This window comes from Streptococcus suis (assembly GCF_016743335.1).
Classification (GTDB): Bacteria; Bacillota; Bacilli; order Lactobacillales; family Streptococcaceae; genus Streptococcus; species Streptococcus suis_Y.
Window position 1 is genome coordinate 1 of sequence record NZ_WCJE01000040.1, and the last position, 19462, is coordinate 19462.

The 19462-nt window shown below is 43.2% G+C and carries 18 protein-coding genes and 1 riboswitch; of the genes, 16 read left to right on the forward strand and 2 right to left on the reverse strand.

Annotation, left to right across the window (positions count from 1 at the left end):
• Positions 1–189 precede the first annotated feature (189 nt).
• Positions 190–1815 carry an alpha,alpha-phosphotrehalase gene (treC, locus tag F9856_RS09880; protein WP_202106469.1) on the reverse strand — a complete coding sequence of 542 codons (1626 nt, stop codon included), beginning with the start codon at positions 1813–1815 and terminating at the stop codon, positions 190–192.
• A gap of 80 nt (positions 1816–1895) precedes the next feature.
• A complete protein-coding gene (gene treP / locus F9856_RS09885; RefSeq protein WP_202106477.1) occupies positions 1896–3890 on the reverse strand; it encodes a PTS system trehalose-specific EIIBC component in 1995 nt (664 codons plus the stop codon).
• Between the two features lie 232 nt (positions 3891–4122).
• Here treP and treR point away from each other — a divergent pair, with 232 nt between their 5' ends.
• The 16 genes from treR (at position 4123) to F9856_RS09960 (ending at position 19283) form a co-directional block, all read left to right on the forward strand.
• Complete coding sequence (treR, locus tag F9856_RS09890) at positions 4123–4836, forward strand: trehalose operon repressor (RefSeq protein WP_024378075.1); 714 nt, start codon at positions 4123–4125, stop codon at positions 4834–4836.
• A gap of 57 nt (positions 4837–4893) precedes the next feature.
• Positions 4894–5205, forward strand: coding sequence for a hypothetical protein (locus tag F9856_RS09895; RefSeq protein WP_002935948.1), 312 nt, complete (start codon positions 4894–4896; stop codon positions 5203–5205).
• Positions 5202–5750: a CvpA family protein gene (locus F9856_RS09900; protein ID WP_202106479.1), complete on the forward strand. Its 549-nt coding sequence runs from the start codon at positions 5202–5204 to the stop codon at positions 5748–5750. The genes F9856_RS09895 and F9856_RS09900 overlap by 4 nt, the downstream gene beginning before the upstream one ends.
• Before the next feature lie 103 nt (positions 5751–5853).
• The gene (locus tag F9856_RS09905; protein WP_202106481.1) at positions 5854–8187 is read left to right on the forward strand and encodes an endonuclease MutS2; all 2334 of its coding nucleotides are present in this window, start codon (positions 5854–5856) and stop codon (positions 8185–8187) included.
• A gap of 23 nt (positions 8188–8210) precedes the next feature.
• Positions 8211–8459, forward strand: coding sequence for a hypothetical protein (locus F9856_RS12230; RefSeq protein ID WP_236659603.1), 249 nt, complete (start codon positions 8211–8213; stop codon positions 8457–8459).
• Complete coding sequence (locus tag F9856_RS12235; RefSeq protein ID WP_236659604.1) at positions 8438–8674, forward strand: hypothetical protein; 237 nt, start codon at positions 8438–8440, stop codon at positions 8672–8674. The genes F9856_RS12230 and F9856_RS12235 overlap by 22 nt, the downstream gene beginning before the upstream one ends.
• Positions 8675–8776: 102 nt before the next feature.
• Positions 8777–9154, forward strand: coding sequence for a MerR family transcriptional regulator (locus tag F9856_RS09915; RefSeq protein ID WP_236659606.1), 378 nt, complete (start codon positions 8777–8779; stop codon positions 9152–9154).
• Positions 9155–9156: 2 nt separating this feature from the next.
• Complete coding sequence (locus tag F9856_RS09920; protein WP_202106485.1) at positions 9157–10011, forward strand: aldo/keto reductase; 855 nt, start codon at positions 9157–9159, stop codon at positions 10009–10011.
• A gap of 541 nt (positions 10012–10552) precedes the next feature.
• Entirely contained in the window at positions 10553–10867 is a 315-nt protein-coding gene (gene trxA / locus F9856_RS09925) for a thioredoxin (protein WP_202106487.1), read from the forward strand.
• 103 nt (positions 10868–10970) lie between these two features.
• Positions 10971–12005, forward strand: coding sequence for a DUF389 domain-containing protein (locus F9856_RS09930; RefSeq protein ID WP_044688224.1), 1035 nt, complete (start codon positions 10971–10973; stop codon positions 12003–12005).
• A 60-nt stretch (positions 12006–12065) separates the two neighbouring features.
• Positions 12066–13004 (forward strand): peptide-methionine (R)-S-oxide reductase MsrB, encoded by a 939-nt coding sequence (msrB, locus tag F9856_RS09935; protein WP_202106493.1) that lies wholly within the window; start codon positions 12066–12068, stop codon positions 13002–13004.
• Between the two features lie 241 nt (positions 13005–13245).
• Positions 13246–15231, forward strand: a complete 1986-nt coding sequence (locus F9856_RS09940; RefSeq protein ID WP_202106497.1) for a DUF1430 domain-containing protein — start codon at positions 13246–13248, stop codon at positions 15229–15231.
• A 1-nt stretch (position 15232) separates the two neighbouring features.
• Positions 15233–15865: an ABC transporter ATP-binding protein gene (locus tag F9856_RS09945; protein WP_202106494.1), complete on the forward strand. Its 633-nt coding sequence runs from the start codon at positions 15233–15235 to the stop codon at positions 15863–15865.
• Between the two features lie 212 nt (positions 15866–16077).
• A riboswitch (glycine riboswitch) is annotated at positions 16078–16182 on the forward strand.
• Between the two features lie 113 nt (positions 16183–16295).
• Positions 16296–17630 carry an alanine/glycine:cation symporter family protein gene (locus tag F9856_RS09950; protein WP_202106495.1) on the forward strand — a complete coding sequence of 445 codons (1335 nt, stop codon included), beginning with the start codon at positions 16296–16298 and terminating at the stop codon, positions 17628–17630.
• 209 nt (positions 17631–17839) lie between these two features.
• Complete coding sequence (locus F9856_RS09955) at positions 17840–18688, forward strand: mechanosensitive ion channel family protein (RefSeq protein WP_029175695.1); 849 nt, start codon at positions 17840–17842, stop codon at positions 18686–18688.
• 10 nt (positions 18689–18698) lie between these two features.
• Positions 18699–19283 (forward strand): DUF4352 domain-containing protein, encoded by a 585-nt coding sequence (locus F9856_RS09960; RefSeq protein WP_202106496.1) that lies wholly within the window; start codon positions 18699–18701, stop codon positions 19281–19283.
• The last annotated feature ends 179 nt before the right edge of the window (positions 19284–19462 follow it).

Genomic DNA, 19462 nt, shown 5'->3' on the forward strand with positions numbered 1-19462 from the left:
AAAAAGAAACAACTATCTCCCCTTAGATAGCTGTTTCGTGCGTAAACTACAGTATAAAATATATTCCTAAAAGAAACCTTAAACCAAGAACTTGCCTTCACAAGTAACCTACTGAGCTGTGAAGGCAGGTTCTAATTTTAGGAAAATTAAAATTGACACGTAGAGTGTTGTTTTCGGATGTTTTATCGTTTATTTAACTTGAATCGCCAGTGCTTGATAAGGCTTGAGGGTAATTTTCTTACCGAGTTTGCTATCAGGATAGTTGCTGATGAGGATTTGACCACGTGCGTAGTCATCTGCTAGTTCTAGTTCAACCTCTTCTGCGAAGAAATTGTTGAGGACCAGCAGTTTTTCGCCATTATGCAAGCGCTCAAAGGCATAGACTTTCTGGCTGTCCTTATAGGCTGCCTTGTAGTCCCCTTCTGAAATGAGAGGGAGTTCTTTCCGCAGGCGGATGAGTTCTTGGTAGAAGGTAAAGATTGGGCCTGTTTTTTCCTGCTCAACGTTAATCGTTTGGTAGGATTTGCCAGCTTTCAGCCAAGGAGTTCCTGTTGAGAAGCCTGCATTGTCAGAAGCGTCCCATTGCATCGGGGTGCGGGAATTGTCACGGGACTTGGCCTGGATAATCTTGAAGGCTTGCTCAGGTGTGTGACCTTGATCCAAGAGCATCTGGTAGGCGTTGATAGACTCGACATCTACGTAGTCGTCCATACTGTCGTAATCGGGGTCAATCATGCCGATTTCCTCGCCCATGTAGATGTAAGGTGTACCGCGTGACAGATGGATAGAGGCAGCCAGCATGGTTGCTCCTTCGTTGCGGAAATTCTCCACATCAACAAAGCGGTTGAGGGCACGAGGCTGGTCGTGGTTGTTGTAGAAAAGGGCGTTCCAGCCATTTCCGACGGACATTTCTTCCCCCCAAGTGTGGAAGAGTTGTTTGAGTTCTTCAAAGTCAAAGTCCATAATGGTCCATTTTTGCCCGTCCTTGTAGTCCACTTTCAAGTGGTGGAAGTTGAAGGCCATGGACAATTCTTCCCGCTCAGGAGCCGTGTAGAGAATGCAGTTTTCAATGGTGGTGGCAGACATTTCCCCGACGGTCATGAAGCCTTTTTCTGCTCCAAAAGTGGCATTGTTCATCATCTTGAGGTAGTCGTGGGTAATTGGGCGGTCGGTATAAGCTGGTTTGCCATCATTGATTGGGCAATCTTCGAGGACTTCGTCCTTACCAATCAGGTTAATGACATCGAAGCGGAAGCCTTTGACACCCTTGTCTTTCCAGAAGTTGACCACCTTGAACAGTTCTTCACGGACATGAGGATTTCGCCAGTTGAGGTCAGCTTGGGTCACGTCAAAGAGGTGGAGGTAGTATTTCCCAGTATCTCCAAAAGGAGCCCAGGCATTACCGCCAAACTTAGACACCCAGTCAGTTGGCTGGTCACGCAGGATAAAGAAATCCTGGTAATATTTGTCGCCAGCTAGGGCCTTTTGGAACCATTCGTGGTCGGTTGAGCAGTGGTTGAGGACCATGTCTAGCATGAATTCGATACCCAGCTCTTTACCAACGGCCACCATTTCTTCAAAGTCAGCCATGGTGCCAAAATCAGGGTTTACGGCTGTATAGTCTGAAATGTCATAGCCGTTGTCCCGTTGAGGACTTGGATAGAAAGGGTTGAGCCAAATCATATCAATGCCTAGCTCTTTTAAATATGGGAGTTTTTCAATAATTCCTCGTAAATCCCCTACACCATTTCCTGTTGTATCCTTGTAAGATTTTGGGTAGATTTGATAAACAACCTTTCGTTTGTCTATTGTCATTTTGCTCTCTCTTTCTTGATTTTTCTTTCTTGCATAAGCAATGATAGGAGGTGCAAGTTACCTTGCGCCCTCCTAGAACATTAATTCTTTGTAACTGTCAGAATAGCTTCGCCTTGCGAGATGACACGAGGAAGATTTCCGATAACTTGAGTGTCAAAGTCAGTTTGGTTGGTTACGATAACTGGAGTTTCAACTACAAGACCAGCTGCTTTGATGACTTCGATGTCAAAGCTAATCAATTTATCGCCAGCTTTGACCTTGTCACCTTGTTTGACATGGGCTGTGAAGCCTTTGCCTTCCAATCCAACAGTATCCATACCAATGTGGATTAAGAGTTCTAAGCCTTGGGCAGTTGTAATCCCAATAGCGTGTTTGGTTGGGAAGAGCACAGAGACTGTTCCGTCAACTGGAGCAACCAAGATACCTTCGCTTGGATCAATAAGGACACCCTGTCCCATGACACCTGAAGCAAATACAGGGTCAGTAGCTTGTGACAATTCTTTGGCTTGACCAGTAAGTGGGCTGATCAATTCAATAGCAGAACCAGTTTCAACGATAGTTTCAGCTGGAGTTACAACTTCTTCAATAGTTTCTTCTTTTTTTGAAAATGCACCTGTACGTTTGAAAACAGCTGTCAAAATCATTGGGACAACAATCGCAACAATCATTGTCATAAAGAATACACCCCAGTATTCAGCCTTGATAGACAAGATACCTGGAAGACCACCGATACCGATAGAAGCAGCTTGGATGTTGAAAGTTACAGAAAGTAAGCCAGCGATACTTGAACCAATCATAGCAGCTACAAATGGGTAAACGTATTTGACGTTGACACCAAAGAGGGCTGGTTCAGTAACACCAAGATATGCAGAAATCGTTGCAGGAAGAGAAACTTGAGCTTCTTTTTCATTGTGACGGTTCATGAGGAAGTAGGCAAATACTGCAGAACCTTGAGCGATGTTAGAAAGAGCAATCATTGGCCAGAGACCAGTTCCACCAGCATCCGCAATCAATTGTGTATCGATGGCGTTTGTCATGTGGTGAAGACCAGTGATAACGAATGGCGCATAGAGAGCACCAAATACAGCACCGAAGAGCCATTTCAATGGGCCAGTCAAACCAGCCAATACGATAGTTGACAACCATTGACCGATTGTCCAGCCGATAGGACCAAGGACAGTGTGCGCCAAGATAATCGCTGGAAGCAGTGATAGGAATGGTACGAAAATCATAGATACTACTTCTGGAATCACTTTACGCCAGAAGATTTCTAGATAAGAAAGTGCCAAACCTGCAAGGAGGGCAGGGATAACTTGTGCTTGGTAACCGATACGGGCAACGCTAAATGCGCCGAAGTTCCAAGACCATTCGCTAGCGATGGTCGCTGCGTCTGTACTTGGTACAGAATATGCGTTAAGCAACTGTGGAGATACCAAACAGATACCAAGGACGATACCAAGGATTTGTGACGTTCCCATTTTACGAGATACAGACCAAGTGATACCTACTGGCAAGAAGTGGAAGATGGCTTCACCTGGCAACCAGAGGAAGTGGTTGACGCCATTCCAGAAAGGAGAAACCTGAACGATGGTGTTCCATACAGGGTTACCGTCAGCGTCAAAGACCAACTGCCCGTCTTTCATGGCTTGTCCAAGCCATTCCATCTGAACGCCTTCCAAGACGTTACGGAAACCGAGAATCAAACCGCCGACGATAAGCGCAGGGATGATTGGTGTGAAGATTTCCGCCAACATGGTCATAACACGTTGGATGGCATTTTGGTTACTTTTAGCGGCTGACTTAGCAGCTTCTTTTGATACGCCTTCAATACCAGATACCGCAGTAAAGTCATTGTAGAAGATTGGTACATCGTTGCCGATGATAACTTGGAACTGACCAGCGTTGGTGAAGGTTCCTTTTACTGCAGGAATGTCTTCGATGACTTTTACGTTTGCTTTTTTCTCATCTGCAACAACAAAGCGCATGCGCGTTGCACAGTGTGTTACTGCATTGACATTCTCTTTTCCGCCAATAGCTTCTAGGAGCTGTTTGGCTTCTTTTTCAAATTTTCCCATATATTTTTCCTTCTAGACAGCTTATGGAATCTGTCACTCTATATTTTTTAGACATCTCCCAAAAGTATGTCTTTTTTGAAATTTGTACGGACAAATTTCTTTTGTGTTATCATTGTATCCGATTTCAAAAAATAATGCAAGCGTTTTTGCTTAGTTTTTTTAATTTTGAAATGAATTTTGTTATAATGTTGATAGTTGTATGTTATTTGACAGATGAATTTGCGAGGAAATGATGAAAAAATACCAAGAAATTTATAATGACTTAAAAGAAAAAATACGGACAAATGTTTATCCGGCAGAAAGCTCCCTACCGACAGAACAACAGCTCCAGGAAATCTATGGTGTTAGTCGTGATACGGTTCGTAAGGCGTTGGCGATTTTGACTGAGGGAGGTTTGATTCAAAAGGTGCAAGGGCGTGGTTCAATGGTCCTTAAGCAAGAAATTCTCAATTTCCCAGTTTCAGGTTTAACTTCCTATCAGGAATTGACAAATGTTCTCCAGCTTTCTACCAAGACAGATGTTGTCAGCTTAGATATGATTACCGTTAATAGTAGCCTTTCACATTTGACAGGCTTTGAACCGTATAGCAAGGTGTGGAAAGTTGTCCGTACACGTTCAATTGACGGTAAGGTCTCCGTTGTGGATACAGATTATCTTGCTGTCGATGTCGTGCCAGAGTTGACAACTGCTATTGCTGAAAAATCCATCTATGAATACCTAGAAAATAAGTTAGGCCTTGATATTGCTTATGCACAAAAAGAGATTACGGTAGAGCCGACCAGTCGAGAAGAACGAGATTTGATGCAGATTCAGGATGATTATCTGGTGTTGATAAAATCCAGGGTCTACTTAGGAGATACGCGACAATTTCAATACACTGAAAGTAAGCACAAGATTGATAAATTCCGCTTTGTAGATTTTGCTCGTAGAAAGCATTCTTTATAGGAGAGATTAGCCAAATCAAGTTTTTTACGCTATAATAGATAGAAGAAGAGGTAAGATATGGCAAACTTAAATCGATATAAATTTACATTTGGCGAGAAGCAATTAACCTTGACAACTGAGCATGACAATCTCTTTATGGAAGAGATTGAGCGTATTGCACAGGAAAAATACCAAGCCATCAAAGAAAAGATGCCAACGGCGGACCCTGAAACCCTCGCGCTTTTGTTGGCAATCAATGCTCTATCCGTTCAACTAACGCGCGAGATGGCATTTGAACAAAAGGAACAAGAACTTGCAAGCGTCAAAGAAAAGGTCTTGAAAAAGAATGTGACCTTGATTGACTTAGATGAGCTTGAGGACAAGGTATGATTTCATTAGCAATTATTCTCATTTTGGCATGGAGTTTCTACATTGGCTACAGTCGTGGTCTAGTTCTACAGGCCTTTTATAGCATGGGAAGTATTATTGCTCTGGTGGTTGCGACGGCTACTTATAAAAAATTGGCATCCTTCCTTTATCTCTGGGTGCCATTTGCCAATGCTACTCAGGGGAGCTCCAACTACTATTTTGATGAGAAATATCTCTTTGACCTAGATATGGTATTTTATGCGGGATTGGCCTTTCTTTTGATATACGTCTTGGTTTATGCTATTGTGCGTTTCATAGGAATATTTGTCCATCTATTAGAGGCTTTTAATCCTGATACAAAAACGACCAATCTCATAAGCGGCGCCTTGGCTGTCTTGGTGACTTTTATTTCTCTTCAGATTGTCATGGTCTTGCTATCAACTATTCCGTTAGCGATGATTCAAAATAAATTGCACAGTAGTTTTCTTGCCAACATCATGATTCAGTACACACCATTCACTAGTAGCTTTTTAAAATCTCTCTGGTTGAGTAATATAGCAGGGTAAGGGAGACCTTATCCTTTTTATCGTCATTTATAATACTCTTCGAAAATCAAAATCAGACATTGTTGACTTGATTTGATGAGTGGGAAAGACTAAGTAGGAATATATGAATAATAAAATTATTGAAACCCTTGAATTTCACAAGGTAAGACAAAAAATTGAGCCCTATCTCTTGACGGAACAGGGCTTCGAAGAATTACGACAGTTGGAGCCCATGGTGGAAGTCCATCGTATCCAACAGGCCTTTGACGAGTTGACAGACATAGCGCAGATTTTTGTGGAAAATCCCTATTTCAGTCTGGCTGCTACTAGTGACATCGGTCCAGCCATGCGTCGTTTGGAATTGGATACAGACCTCAATATCTCAGAATTATTGGCAGTCAAGCGAGTCTTGGAAGTGTCCAAAACTCTCTTGGATTTTTATGGAAATCTGGAAAATGTCAGTCTTAGCCAGCTGGATAAACTCTTTGAGAAGATTGAGCTTTTTCCACATTTACAGGGCTCCCTCCAGTCCATCAATGATGCTGGTTTTGTAGAGGATTTTGCCTCAGAAAAGCTAGCCCGTATTCGAAGAAAAATCCGTGAAGCTGAAGATCAAGTTCGTCAGGTCATGCAGGATATTTTGAAGACCAAAGGCGACATGCTGTCCGATAGCATTTTGGCAAGCCGTAATGGACGCAATGTCCTTCCTGTTAAAAATACCTATCGCAATAAGATTGCTGGGGTTGTCCATGACATTTCAGCTTCGGGTTCGACCGTTTATATTGAGCCGCGGGCAGTGGTGACCTTGAACGAAGAAATCAGTCACCTACGTGCAGAAGAACGCCATGAGCTCAACCGTATCTTGCAGGAATTGTCGGATATGCTCCGTCCGCATAGTGGCGTGATTCGTAACAACGCCTGGCTTATCGGACATATTGATTTCGTCCGTGCTAAGCATCTCTTTGCGCGTGAACATCAAGCAGTTGTACCCAAACTATCTGAGAAGCAGGATATTGCCCTTCTCAACGTTCGGCATCCGCTCATTGCTAAGCCTGTACCAAATGACCTTTATTTCGGTAGTCAGTTGACGGCTATCGTGATAACAGGTCCCAACACAGGTGGTAAGACTATCATGCTTAAGACCTTGGGATTGACCCATCTGATGGCTCAGTCTGGTTTGCCTATATTGGCTGATAAGGGCAGTCGGGTAGCCATCTTCAAAGAAATTTTTGCGGATATTGGTGATGAACAGTCGATTGAGCAGAGTTTATCAACCTTCTCCAGTCACATGACCCACACGGTGCAGATTTTAGCGGAGGCGGATCAGGATTCCCTTATCCTATTTGACGAGTTGGGAGCTGGGACCGATCCGCAGGAGGGGGCATCCTTGGCTATGGCTATTTTGGATGACCTTCGTCTGCGGGGGATCAAGACCATGGCGACCACCCACTACCCTGAGCTTAAGGCCTACGGGATAGAAACCTCTGGTATTGAAAATGCCAGCATGGAGTTTGATAGCAATAGCCTGCGTCCGACCTATAAGTTTATGCAGGGTGTTCCTGGTCGCTCCAATGCCTTTGAAATAGCCCGTCGTTTGGGCTTGTCAGACATCATTATCCAGTCGGCTCAGTCTTGGACCGATACAGATAGCGATGTCAACCGGATTATCGAGAAGTTAGAGAGCCAGACTGTTGAAAGTCGCCGTCGCCTAGATAAGATTCGCGAGGTGGAACAAGAAAATTTCAAGATGAACCGTGCGCTTCGTAAACTCTATGATGAGCTCAATCGAGAGAGGGAAAATGAGCTCAACAAGGCACGCTTGGAAGCCAAGGAAATTGTAGATATGGCATTGGCAGAAAGCGAGGATATTCTCAAAAATCTCCATGCTGCAGCCAGTCTTAAGCCCCACCAGATTATCGAAGCCAAGGCAGAGCTGAAAAAGTTGGCGCCTGAAGTGGTGGATCTGTCTAAAAACAAGGTTCTGAAAAAAGCCAAAGTCCAGCGTGCTGCCAAGGTGGGCGATGACATTATCGTTACAGCCTATGGACAACGTGGGACCCTGACCAATCAGCTCAAGGACGGGCGTTGGGAAGCTCAGGTTGGCTTGATTAAGATGACCTTGGCTAAAGATGAGTTTGAGTTAGTCAAGGCGGAAAAGGCAGAGCAGCCTAAGAAACGTCAGGTACACACGGTCAAACGCGCTAATGTACGAGTACCAAAAGCCCGCTTAGATCTCCGTGGCAAACGCTACGAAGAGGCTATGATGGAGTTGGATGAATTTATTGACCAGGCCCTTCTCAACAATCTGGCACAAGTAGACATTGTCCACGGTATTGGTACTGGAGTTATCCGAGAAGGTGTGACCAAGTACCTCCGCCGAAACAAGCAGGTCAAGGAGTTCGGCTACGCTCCACAAAATGCAGGTGGTTCAGGCTGTACTATTGTGACGTTTAAATAGCAATCAACCGATGGGAGATTCTTATGATTATCAGAAAATATCAAACCAGTGATGAAAAAGGCTGGGTTTACTGTAAGGCACTCAGCTACCTCTTCTCTCCATTCTTTGATGATAGAGAAACAGAGAAGCCCGAACTAATGACAGACATCTATGACTACCGCGTGGAATGGGTGGCTGAAGTAGATGGCTCAAACGGTTTGGGGAACCGTTTGAGGTTGGAGATGGGACTTGCTTGGCAAGTTTCCTCTGTATGGTCTGCTCTGACTATCTAGTCGTCGGAGCACCAAAGGACATCCCAACCTTCCGCTTTGGAATTGATTTAGAGCGAGGCAGATTGTCCTTTTCAGATATAGAAGGTCAGCCAGTTCCCTACTATTTGAGAGAAGGTGTTTATGTAGTCAGTGAAGAAGCTGGCTTGGATCTTTTTGATATAGAAGATGTCTATCAAGAATTGACCTACGTGGTGGATTTGACGGAAAAAAGTTGAAGTTTTCAACTTTTTTTATTTTTATCTTGCTATGGAGTGGACTCCATAGTTTATAATCATAATATCATCAGGGGCTGGAAAGGAAGTGATCTCTTGAAAACGATGAAAGAAGTGGCGGAGGAATTGGGTCTATCCAATGATACGATTCGCTACTACGAACGGATTGGGCTCTTGCAGGTGTCTCGGGATAAAAACGGTTATCGGCGGTTTGACCAACAGGCGATTGACTGGCTCTTCTTGGTCAAAATGCTTCGTAAGTCTGGGATGTCTATTGAAAGTTTGGTGGATTATGTTGACCTTGTGCGACAGGGTGATCGTACTATTGCTGCGCGAAAGGCTATTTTACAGGAGCAGGAAGAGCGATTGAAGGAGCAAATAGCCCAACAAGAAGCCGTGTTGGAGATGCTGAGTCATAAGGTAGCGACCTATGATAGTCAGTTGTTACGCTTTGAACAGGAACGATTAGACAAAGGAGAATAAAGATGCAGACAGTTACACTACACAATGGAGTTGAGATGCCTACAGTTGGATTTGGGGTCTTCCAAATCCCAGATCCAGAAAATTGCCAGCAGGTTGTCGAAGAAGCCATTCGGACAGGTTATCGCCTGATTGACACAGCTCAGGCTTATGGAAATGAAGAAGCAGTTGGTCATGCCATTCGCAATGCTGGTGTGCCACGAGAAGAACTGTTTATTACAACTAAATTGTGGATTTCAGATATGAGCTACCAAGGAGCCAAAGAAGCTTTCGCGACCTCTATGGAGAAGTTAGGTTTGGACTATCTGGACCTCTATCTGCTCCATCAGCCAGTAGGTGATACCTTTGGAGCTTGGCGAGCTTTGGAGGAACTTTATCAAGAAGGAAAAATCCGTGCCATTGGCGTGTCCAATTTCAAACCAGACCAGATTGCTAACCTCTCTCTTTTTAATACTGTGAAGCCGATGGTCAACCAGATTGAACTACACGTGTTCCACCAAAAACCAGAAGAGCGGGCCTATCTGGCTAGTAAGGGAATTCAAGTTCAGAGTTGGGGAGCCTTTGCAGAAGGGAAATTCGATGTTTTTACCAATCCTGTTTTGACAGCTATTGCTAGCAAATATGGAAAAACAACTGCTCAGGTCATGCTCCGTTTCCAACTCCAGTCAGGCATTGTTTCTCTATCCAAATCAGCCAAGCCGGAGCGTGTGCGTCAGAATTTTGACATCTTTGACTTTGGACTGACGGAAGAAGACATGGTGGCTATCCAAGCTCTAAACACAGATACGACAGTCTTTGCTGATCACCACCAAGCCCAAACCATTGAAGCCTTAGCAGGCTATGTTGGCAAGACATTTTAAGGGATATGGACGTTTGAATGAACTTTAATCCATTGTCACTTTCGGCTTGCCATACTCTACGAAAGTGACTAGCTTCTCAGGTCTTATTTCTAACCTAGAACAGCCTTTATACTGTTCTAGTAAGCTGTACCTCAGGCCCTTGTCTGAAAGCAAATTCATTCGATTATAAAATCTGATCTGATAGGTTGCTTTTACAGCTAAATGGAACAAGAACAAACCATTTTCTAGTCCAGTCTTGTCACCCAGCGGTCTAGTTTGACTTGATCAATCTGCTTGTCAAATTAAGATTTCTAAAGTATGTCTATTCAATACCTCTTCCGTAGCGTCACCCTGTCTCGTTACTACAACTGGACTTTATAAGTAAAACAATTTCTCAGTTCCCCCCTCGTCACCCTGCGGTCTAGTTTGGCTTGACCAATCTGCTTTTCAAATTAAGATTTCTAAAGTATGTCTATTCAACTTATTGGTCCGTAGCAAAAATTCGCATTCTCTCTTCATTTGGTGTAGAATGATAGTACCAAAAACAGAAACGGAGAAAATTATGGTTCAAGTTATTACAGATGCAAACTTTGAAGTTGAAACACAAGAAGGCGTAGTCCTTGTAGATTTTTGGGCACCATGGTGTGGCCCTTGCCGTATGCAGGCACCAATTTTGGAGCAATTGGCAGGTGAAATGGATGAAGATGAGTTGCGCATTTTCAAGATGGATGTAGATGAAAATCCAAACACAGCTCGTCAGTTTGGAATCATGTCTATCCCAACTCTTTTGTTTAAAAAAGATGGACAGGTTGTGAAACAGGTTGCCGGTGTTCACACCAAAGACCAAATCAAAGCTATCTTGGCAGAAATTGCCTAGCTAGAAAGGACTGAGAGCAGTCCTTTTTGTTTGCCTAAAAAAACAGAATAGTCAAGCCTGTGGTATAATGAAACTAACTTGAAAAAATCTGAGAGTGGAGCTTATGAAAAACAAGTATTTTGCAACCATGGAATACCGGGATAAGTTGTTTGCAGAGTTGGATTTACAGACTCGTGATATGGTTATCCTAATGTGTGCGATTTTTATTGCTTCTGTTGGCTTAAATATGAATGCCACGGCTGTTATTATCGGAGCTATGCTGATTTCCCCCTTGATGACACCGATTGTTGGGCTCGGTTTGGGCTTGGCCATTTATGATCTTGCCTTGATGAAGAAGGCATTGAAGTTGCTAGCTGTCGAGGTTGTCATTAGCTTGCTGGTATCTAGCATTTATTTCTATCTTTCGCCGATTACAGTAGCCAGTACAGAGTTGACTGCTAGAATTTCGCCGACAGTCTGGGATATTATTATTGCCATTGCTGGCGGAATTGCTGGAGTGATTGGCAGTCGGAAAAAAGAGGCCAATAATATTGTGCCCGGTGTTGCCATTGCGACAGCCCTCATGCCTCCTATTTGTACATCAGGTTTTGGCTTGGCTCATGGTAATACCCAGTACTTCTTTGGAGCCCTCTACCTCTTTTTGATCAACTGTATCTTCATCATGTTGACCACCTTTTTCGGCTCCCGCTTTATGATGCGACGGACCAAGGCAGTTGAATTGAGTGACTTGAATCCAAAATTGAGATATGGTATGACGGCTCTTGTCCTTGCCTTGACCATTCCGAGTCTGCTTTCCGCAGGAAATCTGGTCTTAGATTATGCTCGCAAGGATGCCATGAACCAATATGTTAGTGAGAGTTTTGCTTCCTATACAGTCCTCAGCCGCACCTATAGCAAAACTAAAAACCAGTTGGAGATTACCATTGTCGGACAAGAACTGACCGAACAAGAATTGGAAAAATTAGTCAAGGAAAAGTCAGAATACGGATTGGAAAAATTGACGGTCAAAGTCAACCAGGTTGCTAGTTTATCACAGGCGGATGCTAAGGAGGTTTACCAGTATATTGACCAGTACATTGAGCAAAAGTTGTCCAACACAGATACAAAAAATGAAGAAATTCAAGATGAGATAGAGTAGGCGGGAGAAATATGCGTCCTACTTTTAAGAATAGATTAGATGATATAGGAGGAGACAAACATGAAAGAGATTTACCTTGCAGGCGGTTGTTTCTGGGGGATGGAAGGCTACTTTTCCCAGATCGATGGTATTCTTGACACCAGCGTTGGCTATGCCAATGGGCAGGTAGAAACCACAAACTACCAGCTCCTCAAGCAAACCGACCACGCCGAAACAGTCTATCTAGCTTATGATGAGACTCGTATCAGTCTGCGGGAGATTCTCCTCTATTACTTCCGCGTCATTGATCCCTTCTCTGTCAATCAGCAGGGACCTGACAAGGGGCGCCAGTATCGGACTGGTATCTATTACACATATAAGGCTGATTTGCCGACCATCGAGCAAGTCATGACGGAGCAGTCCCAGCTCTTTGGCGGACGCCTCCTAGCCGTTGAAGTGGAGCCACTCGCGCATTACATCCCCGCCGAAGACTACCATCAGGATTATCTCAAGAAAAATCCCCAAGGGTACTGCCATATCGATCTTGGGCAGGCAAAAATCCCTCTGATTGATGTTGCAGACTACCAAAAGCCAGACCAACAAGTCTTAAAAGACAGCTTGACCGACCTCCAGTATCAAGTCACTCAAGAAGCTGCGACGGAAAGACCCTTCGAAAATGAGTTTTGGAATAGCGACCAAGCTGGTATCTACGTCGATATTACGACTGGCGAGCCGCTCTTTCTCTCAACAGACAAATTCGACTCAGGCTGCGGCTGGCCCTCCTTTACCAAACCAATCAGCAAGGAAGTCGCGACTTATTTCCAAGATCTTTCCCACGGCATGAACCGTATTGAAGTCCGTAGTCGGGCTGGTCATGCTCATTTAGGTCATGTCTTTGATGACGGACCGCGTGATAAAGGTGGTCTCCGTTACTGTATCAACTCAGCAGCCCTTCGTTTCATACCGAGAGAGGAAATGGAAGAAGCAGGATATGGCTTGTTTTTGGATTTGCTTAAATAAATTTAGGAACGCAGAAAGTCTATTCGCAAAGAATAGGCTTTTTGTGTCGAAATAGTATATTTAAACATATAATTTTGATATAATGATTTATACATAGATAATATTTTAGTTGAAGAAGTGGCTATTTTGCTGTCAATCAACCAGTTCGCTGAGATATTAAAGCGAACTCTTAGCAGAGACATTGGAATTTTTTCCTAGCCTATTTCTTACATTTTAGAGAATAGGAAGACAGATGATTATGATGAAAGGAAAATTTGTACTTGTATCGACTATCATTCTAGCCGTCTTTATGATTTGGTTGGGGGTCAGCAAAAAGGAGACTATGCTAGTTCATTATTATCCTTCTGTGACTACCTTGTCGGTATCTGAGGACGTGACTTACTCAGATGTACGACAGCGATTAGAGGACTATTCTCAACAGACGGATAGTGTCATTGCCAGACGAGTGATTGAGCCAAGTACATCAGGTGGACGTACCTTTTCTTATGATAATTTTAGTCAATCTCCCCTACCAAGAGGACTAGAGGAATTTCAGGCATCAGAAAAAGTGGAGTCTGCACTTTTAACCAAATATTTTATTTTCCAAGGGAAAGCGACGGTAGAGGAGCTTCGGTCTCTTCTTGTTTCGCTTGGATTTGATGAAGTTCAGATTCGGAAGCCATCGACTATTGCTACTTTACTAGCATTTCTGACACAAGGTGGTCAATTCTTAGCCATACTGGTCTTTCTCATTACCTATATGGCTTTGGTCGTGATTGCCAATGTAAGGCAGTTGCGTACAGCAGGTATCCGTTTGATTGCAGGAGATTCACGTTGGCATTTATTTCTACTATCTCTACAGGAAAATGCGAAAGAGATAGCTCTAACTATCCCATTTGCGGTTCTTCCAGCAGTTGGACTGGCCTACCTCATTGGGTTAGATGGCTATTCTGTCTACTATCTGGTCGCAGCTCTAGTGGGCTATCATTTCTTGCTTGGTTTGATTGTCCTTTTTTTCGCTGCTACATTTACCTTGGCCATTCGGACCTATCACTTTTTACCCTTGTTAAAAGGGAAGATGCCCCTGCAAGGAATCCTGACCATTATGGTTATGGGGCAAATGCTGGCTCTACTGGTGGTGTCATTGGGTGTGGCTCAAACCGTCTATTATTCAGGGATTTGGCAGGAATACCAAGTAGGTGCCCAGCAGTGGGAGAATGAAGGGGATTACTATAGTTTAGCTTGGAATATTTCTGCGGATGGTCGCTCAGGACTAAATTCGCCTGAAAATTGGTATCCTTTACTAAAGCAAGCTTTGGAGGAAGACGGCGCGCTCTTTGTCAAAAGTAATTTGAATGCCTATTTAATGGGCTCCCAACTGGAAGATGGGACACGCCTTGACAGCTACCATCCAGCAGGCAACACCCTCTACGTTAGTCCAAATTATTTGCAGATACAGGATGTAGATTTAGCAGAAGGAGAAGCAGTGCTCCCTCTACAAGAAGGAGAATTTCAACTTCTATTACCTGAAAAATTGCACCCTCAAAGTGATACTTATCTCCATCTTTACCAAGATTATATCAATCGTATGGTTAGACCTGCTAATCAAGCACGCTCAGCTACCATTAAGGGAAAAGTTGCTTATCTAAAAGATGGGCAGAAGCAGTTTATCTACAATCATCGTTCTGGTCAACATGTGCAATACCTGACAGACCCCATTTTAGTTGTGCTGGCACCGTCAAGTCTGGGAAAAGAATCTGCTGACTTTTGGTTGAATGAAGTAGATAGCAGTATCTTATTTAAAAACAGAGATAAACTTTTGCGCGAATTGAAGGCAAGAAATCTGTTTCAGTTTGTCAATGAAGTGAAAAGTAGTTCCTCTCTCTTTACGGAACTTTTAGATCGTATTCGGATAGAGACCATTTCAACATCTATGGGTGCCATTTTAGGGATTGTGACCTCAATTGTCCTGTTTAATACCATGAATCTTCTATACTTTGAAGAATTTAAACGTGAGATTTTCATCAAGGAAATTGCAGGGATGGGTTTTTTGGGCATTCATCAGAAATACCTAACGGTTCAGCTACTGGCCCTTTTATTAGCCTTGGGAGCGAGCGTAGTAGTAACAGGGCACATATTCATAAGTAGTATCAGTTTTATCTTGTTTCTGCTCAACGCGCTCTACTTATTGAGGTGGCAGGCGAGGAAAGAAGGAGCTTGGAATATCCGTATTTTGAAAGGAGCCTAGTATGTTTTCTATCCAATCAATTCAAAAGAAATTTGGGAAGCGCAGCTTGTTTTCTGATGTAACGCTAGACTTGCAGGCTGGAAAGGTCTATGCTTTGATAGGTGCCAGTGGTAGTGGAAAAACGACCTTGCTGAATATTTTAGCCAAGTTGGAGTCCTATGATGCAGGTGACATTCTCTACAAGGGAAAGGAATTGAAAAAGTTGAAGCCCCATCTCTTTTTTAGGGAGGAATTAGGCTATCTCTTTCAGAATTTTGGTCTTTTAGAAAGTCAGACAATCAAAGAAAATCTGGATTTGGGACTGATTGGTCAGAAATTGTCCAAAGACGAAAGGAAATCGAGGCAGGAAGCGGCACTTGATGCAGTTGGTCTGTCTTATCTGGACCTGTTCCAGCCTATCTATGAACTCTCAGGAGGGGAAGCCCAGCGGGTAGCTCTTGCTAAAGTCATCCTGAAAAATCCTCCATTGATTTTAGCAGATGAGCCGACGGCTGCCTTAGATCCTAAGAGCTCCCAAGAAATTATGGATATTTTGTTATCCTTGAAGAGCCCAGATCGGTTAATTGTGATTGCCACCCACAATCCTTTGAGTTGGGAGCGAGCAGACCTTATCATAAAAATGGAAGACTTGTAAAAATTCATACTCTTCGAAAATCAAAATTATCCGTTATCAACTTACCTTGATGAACTCCAGTTCTATCTTCGGATTCGTTTCCTAGGCTACTTTTGATTTTCATTGAGTATCAGAAAATATTCTTGATTTTTTCGTGAAATTAGATTAAAATAAGACTAGATAAAACTGAATAACCGGTTGATATTGGGTAGAAGGGAAACTGACTGTTCAATGGACGGAACTCTGGAGAGACCATTTTGGCACCGAAGGGGCAAGGTAGTTCTGCTTGGAAAAGTAGAGCTACTGAAACTCTCAGGTAAAAGGACAGAGCGAATAGAAAACAAGGAATTTCCTTCGTTTTTCGCGTTGATTCTAGAGGTTGAAGTGTTCAGCCTCTTTTTGTTTTTTCCGGCAGCTTTATCGGATTAGTAAAGAATCTTAGGAGGAAGCTATGTTAGAATTGATGCAAAACATCAATAATTTTGTTTGGGGACCGCCCCTTTTGTTACTCTTGGTCGGAACGGGTGTTTATTTCACTCTTCGTTTGGGAGTATTTCAGGTCAGCAAGTTGCCGACGGCCTTTCGTTTAATTTTCTCAAGTGACCAGTCTGGTCAAGGGGACGTGTCCAGTTTTGCGGCTCTTTGTACAGCTTTGGCCGCGACAGTTGGTACGGGAAATATTGTCGGGGTGGCAACTGCCATTACGATGGGAGGACCAGGCGCCCTCTTTTGGATGTGGGTAGCAGCCTTTTTTGGGATGGCAACCAAGTATGCAGAAGGATTTTTAGCGATCAAATATAGAACAAAGGATGCCAACGGACAAGCGGCTGGTGGTCCTATGCACTATATCACCTTGGGGATGGGACAAAAGTGGAAACCTTTGGCAATCTTCTTTGCTATTTCAGGAGTTTTGGTGGCACTTTTGGGAATCGGAACCTTTTCGCAGGTGAATTCCATCACAGCTTCATTGGAGATGAGTTTTGGCTTGGCTCCACAACTGATCAGCATATTAACAGCCATTTTAATTGCTTTCTTTATCTTTGGAGGGATTGAGAAAATCTCTGACGTTTCAACTAAGATTGTTCCTTTTATGGCGATTTTGTATATCTTAGCAAGTATTACTGTCTTGGCCGTGCATTGGGATCAACTCTTGCCAACCCTTGCCTTAGTTTTCAAATCTGCCTTCACTCCAGCAGCTGCGATGGGTGGTTTTGTAGGGGCAACGGTAAAAGAAGCCATTCAACGCGGAATTGCGCGTGGAGTGTTTTCAAATGAATCTGGTTTGGGTTCGGCGCCTATTGCGGCAGCTGCAGCCAAGTCGGATAACCCTGTGGAGCAGGGATTGATTTCCATGACAGGTACCTTTATCGACACGCTGATTATTTGTAGTCTGACGGGTCTCTCTATTTTGGTGACAGGCCAGTGGACGACGGAAGGTTTGGCGGGAGCTCCTCTGACTCAGGCAGCCTTTGCTTCTGTTTTTGGGAATCCTGGAGCTATTGCTCTGACTGTAAGCCTAGTTCTCTTTGCTTTTACAACTATTCTCGGATGGTCTTACTATGGTGAACGCTGTATCGAGTTTCTATTCGGTACCAAATCCATCTTGCCTTATCGTCTGTTATTTGTGGCAATGGTAGCCCTTGGTGGCTTCCTCAAACTAGACTTGATTTGGACCATTGCCGATATTGTAAATGGTCTCATGGCCCTACCAAACTTGATCGCCTTACTAGCTCTCTCTCCTGTTATCATCAAGGAGACACGTCAGTATTTTGCAAAGAAGAAATAAGATGAGGCTGGGCAAAAAGACCAACCTCGCTTCTCAGGGTTCGTGTCAACATCTCAGCGCAGTGGTTGATTGGCAGATTTGTTCGTGTTTTACACTCTAAATCTGACCTAATCAACTGTGCGGGGGCGGGAAGACGAACTCTTTTTTTGACCAGTCGAGTTCTTTCCCGCTCCCTGTTCTTTTAGGATGTTTTCTGCTATAATTATCTCATGAATGATTTTATTACCAAGTATTTGTCTCAATTTAATATTGAGGCCATTGTGACAGCAGGCCTAAATAAGGTTTTATCGCTTGTTTTACTCTTTGTTGCATTTTACATTATCAAGAAGATAGCCAAAGCTTCTGTGAAAAAGGTTTTAGTTCCCTCCCTAAAGGTATCCACTCAGGAAATTGGTCGCCAGAAGACCATCAGTCGTCTGGTGGAAAGCATCCTAAATTACCTACTCTACTTTATCCTTATCTACTGTATTTTGAGTATCCTCGGTTTACCGGTATCCAGTCTTCTTGCAGGAGCCGGGATTGCTGGGGTAGCTGTTGGGCTGGGCGCACAAGGTTTTCTCTCAGACTTGGTCAATGGATTCTTTATCTTAATTGAACGACAGTTTGACGTCGGAGATGTGGTTAAGTTAACCAACGGGCCTATTACCATTTCAGGAACCATCGTTAGCATGGGAATCCGAACAACACAAGTACGTGATGCAGATGGGACATTGCATTTTATTCCCAATCGCAACATTCTAGTGGTATCCAATCAGTCAAGAGGGGACATGCGTGCTCAAATTGATATTCCGCTCAAATTTAATACCGATTTGGAACAAGTCTATCGCGTAATAGAAGAGGTCAATTTGAGAGAAATCAGCAATTTTGACCAGATTACAGGTGTGACTGTATTAGGTCCCCAAAACGCTATTTCGGGACAGTTTATATTTCGTGTCAATCTTTTCGTAGCAAACGGTCAACAGAACAAGATCTATCATCAATTCTTTGGTTTTTATCAAGATGCCCTGCGTCAAGCAGGAATAGATTTACCTTCAAGTGGGCCAACTGTTTTAAAATAAGGAGTTTATGATGCAAACAAAAGATTTTGTCGTTGAAAATGGGCAGATGTATTATAAGAAGAACCCCTTGCATAAACAGCCTCTCTTTTGGACAACCATCGCTGGTGCAGTCCTCTCCTTTATCCTAGGAGTAACCTGTTTTATTTTTATGATCGGTTTAAGCTTGTCAGGTACAAGTGATTCTTGGGATTCAGAGGGTTATTTCGATGATACGAAGACCTACACAGAATATCAAGTGAGAGATAGTGTTGATTTTTCTGATGGTCTTCATGTGACAGTAACGTCTATGGGCAAAGACGATAGCGTAGAACTAGTAGATAGCTACTATAGCACAGCTTATGTTGTTGAAATGGAAGTTGAAAATTCGACCGCAGAAGAACTCTATTTTGATGAATACTATTTCAGTCTCATGGATCCCGTTAGTCAGATTCCCTTTACTCTGGATTTACGGACCTACGATGTGAATCTAGTTGAAAAGCTGAAGCCAGGAGAGAAAGTACAAGTAAAACTTATCTACGGTATAGATAATGAAACAAACTTTGGTTTTACCTACGAAGATGCCATGTGGACGGAATTAGTCGCAGAAAGTATCTAATTGCTGTAGAAAAAGTTTTAAATACTGCACAATTTACGGGTTTACAACGCCCCTTGGTTCAGATTGTTCGGCTTGGTAATTGTACTATATCCGACCTATCTGTTATTTTTACATTTTAAAAAGGAGAACAAGTTTATCCACTGTTCTCCTCTTCTTTTAATGAAAAATACCCCCAAAAT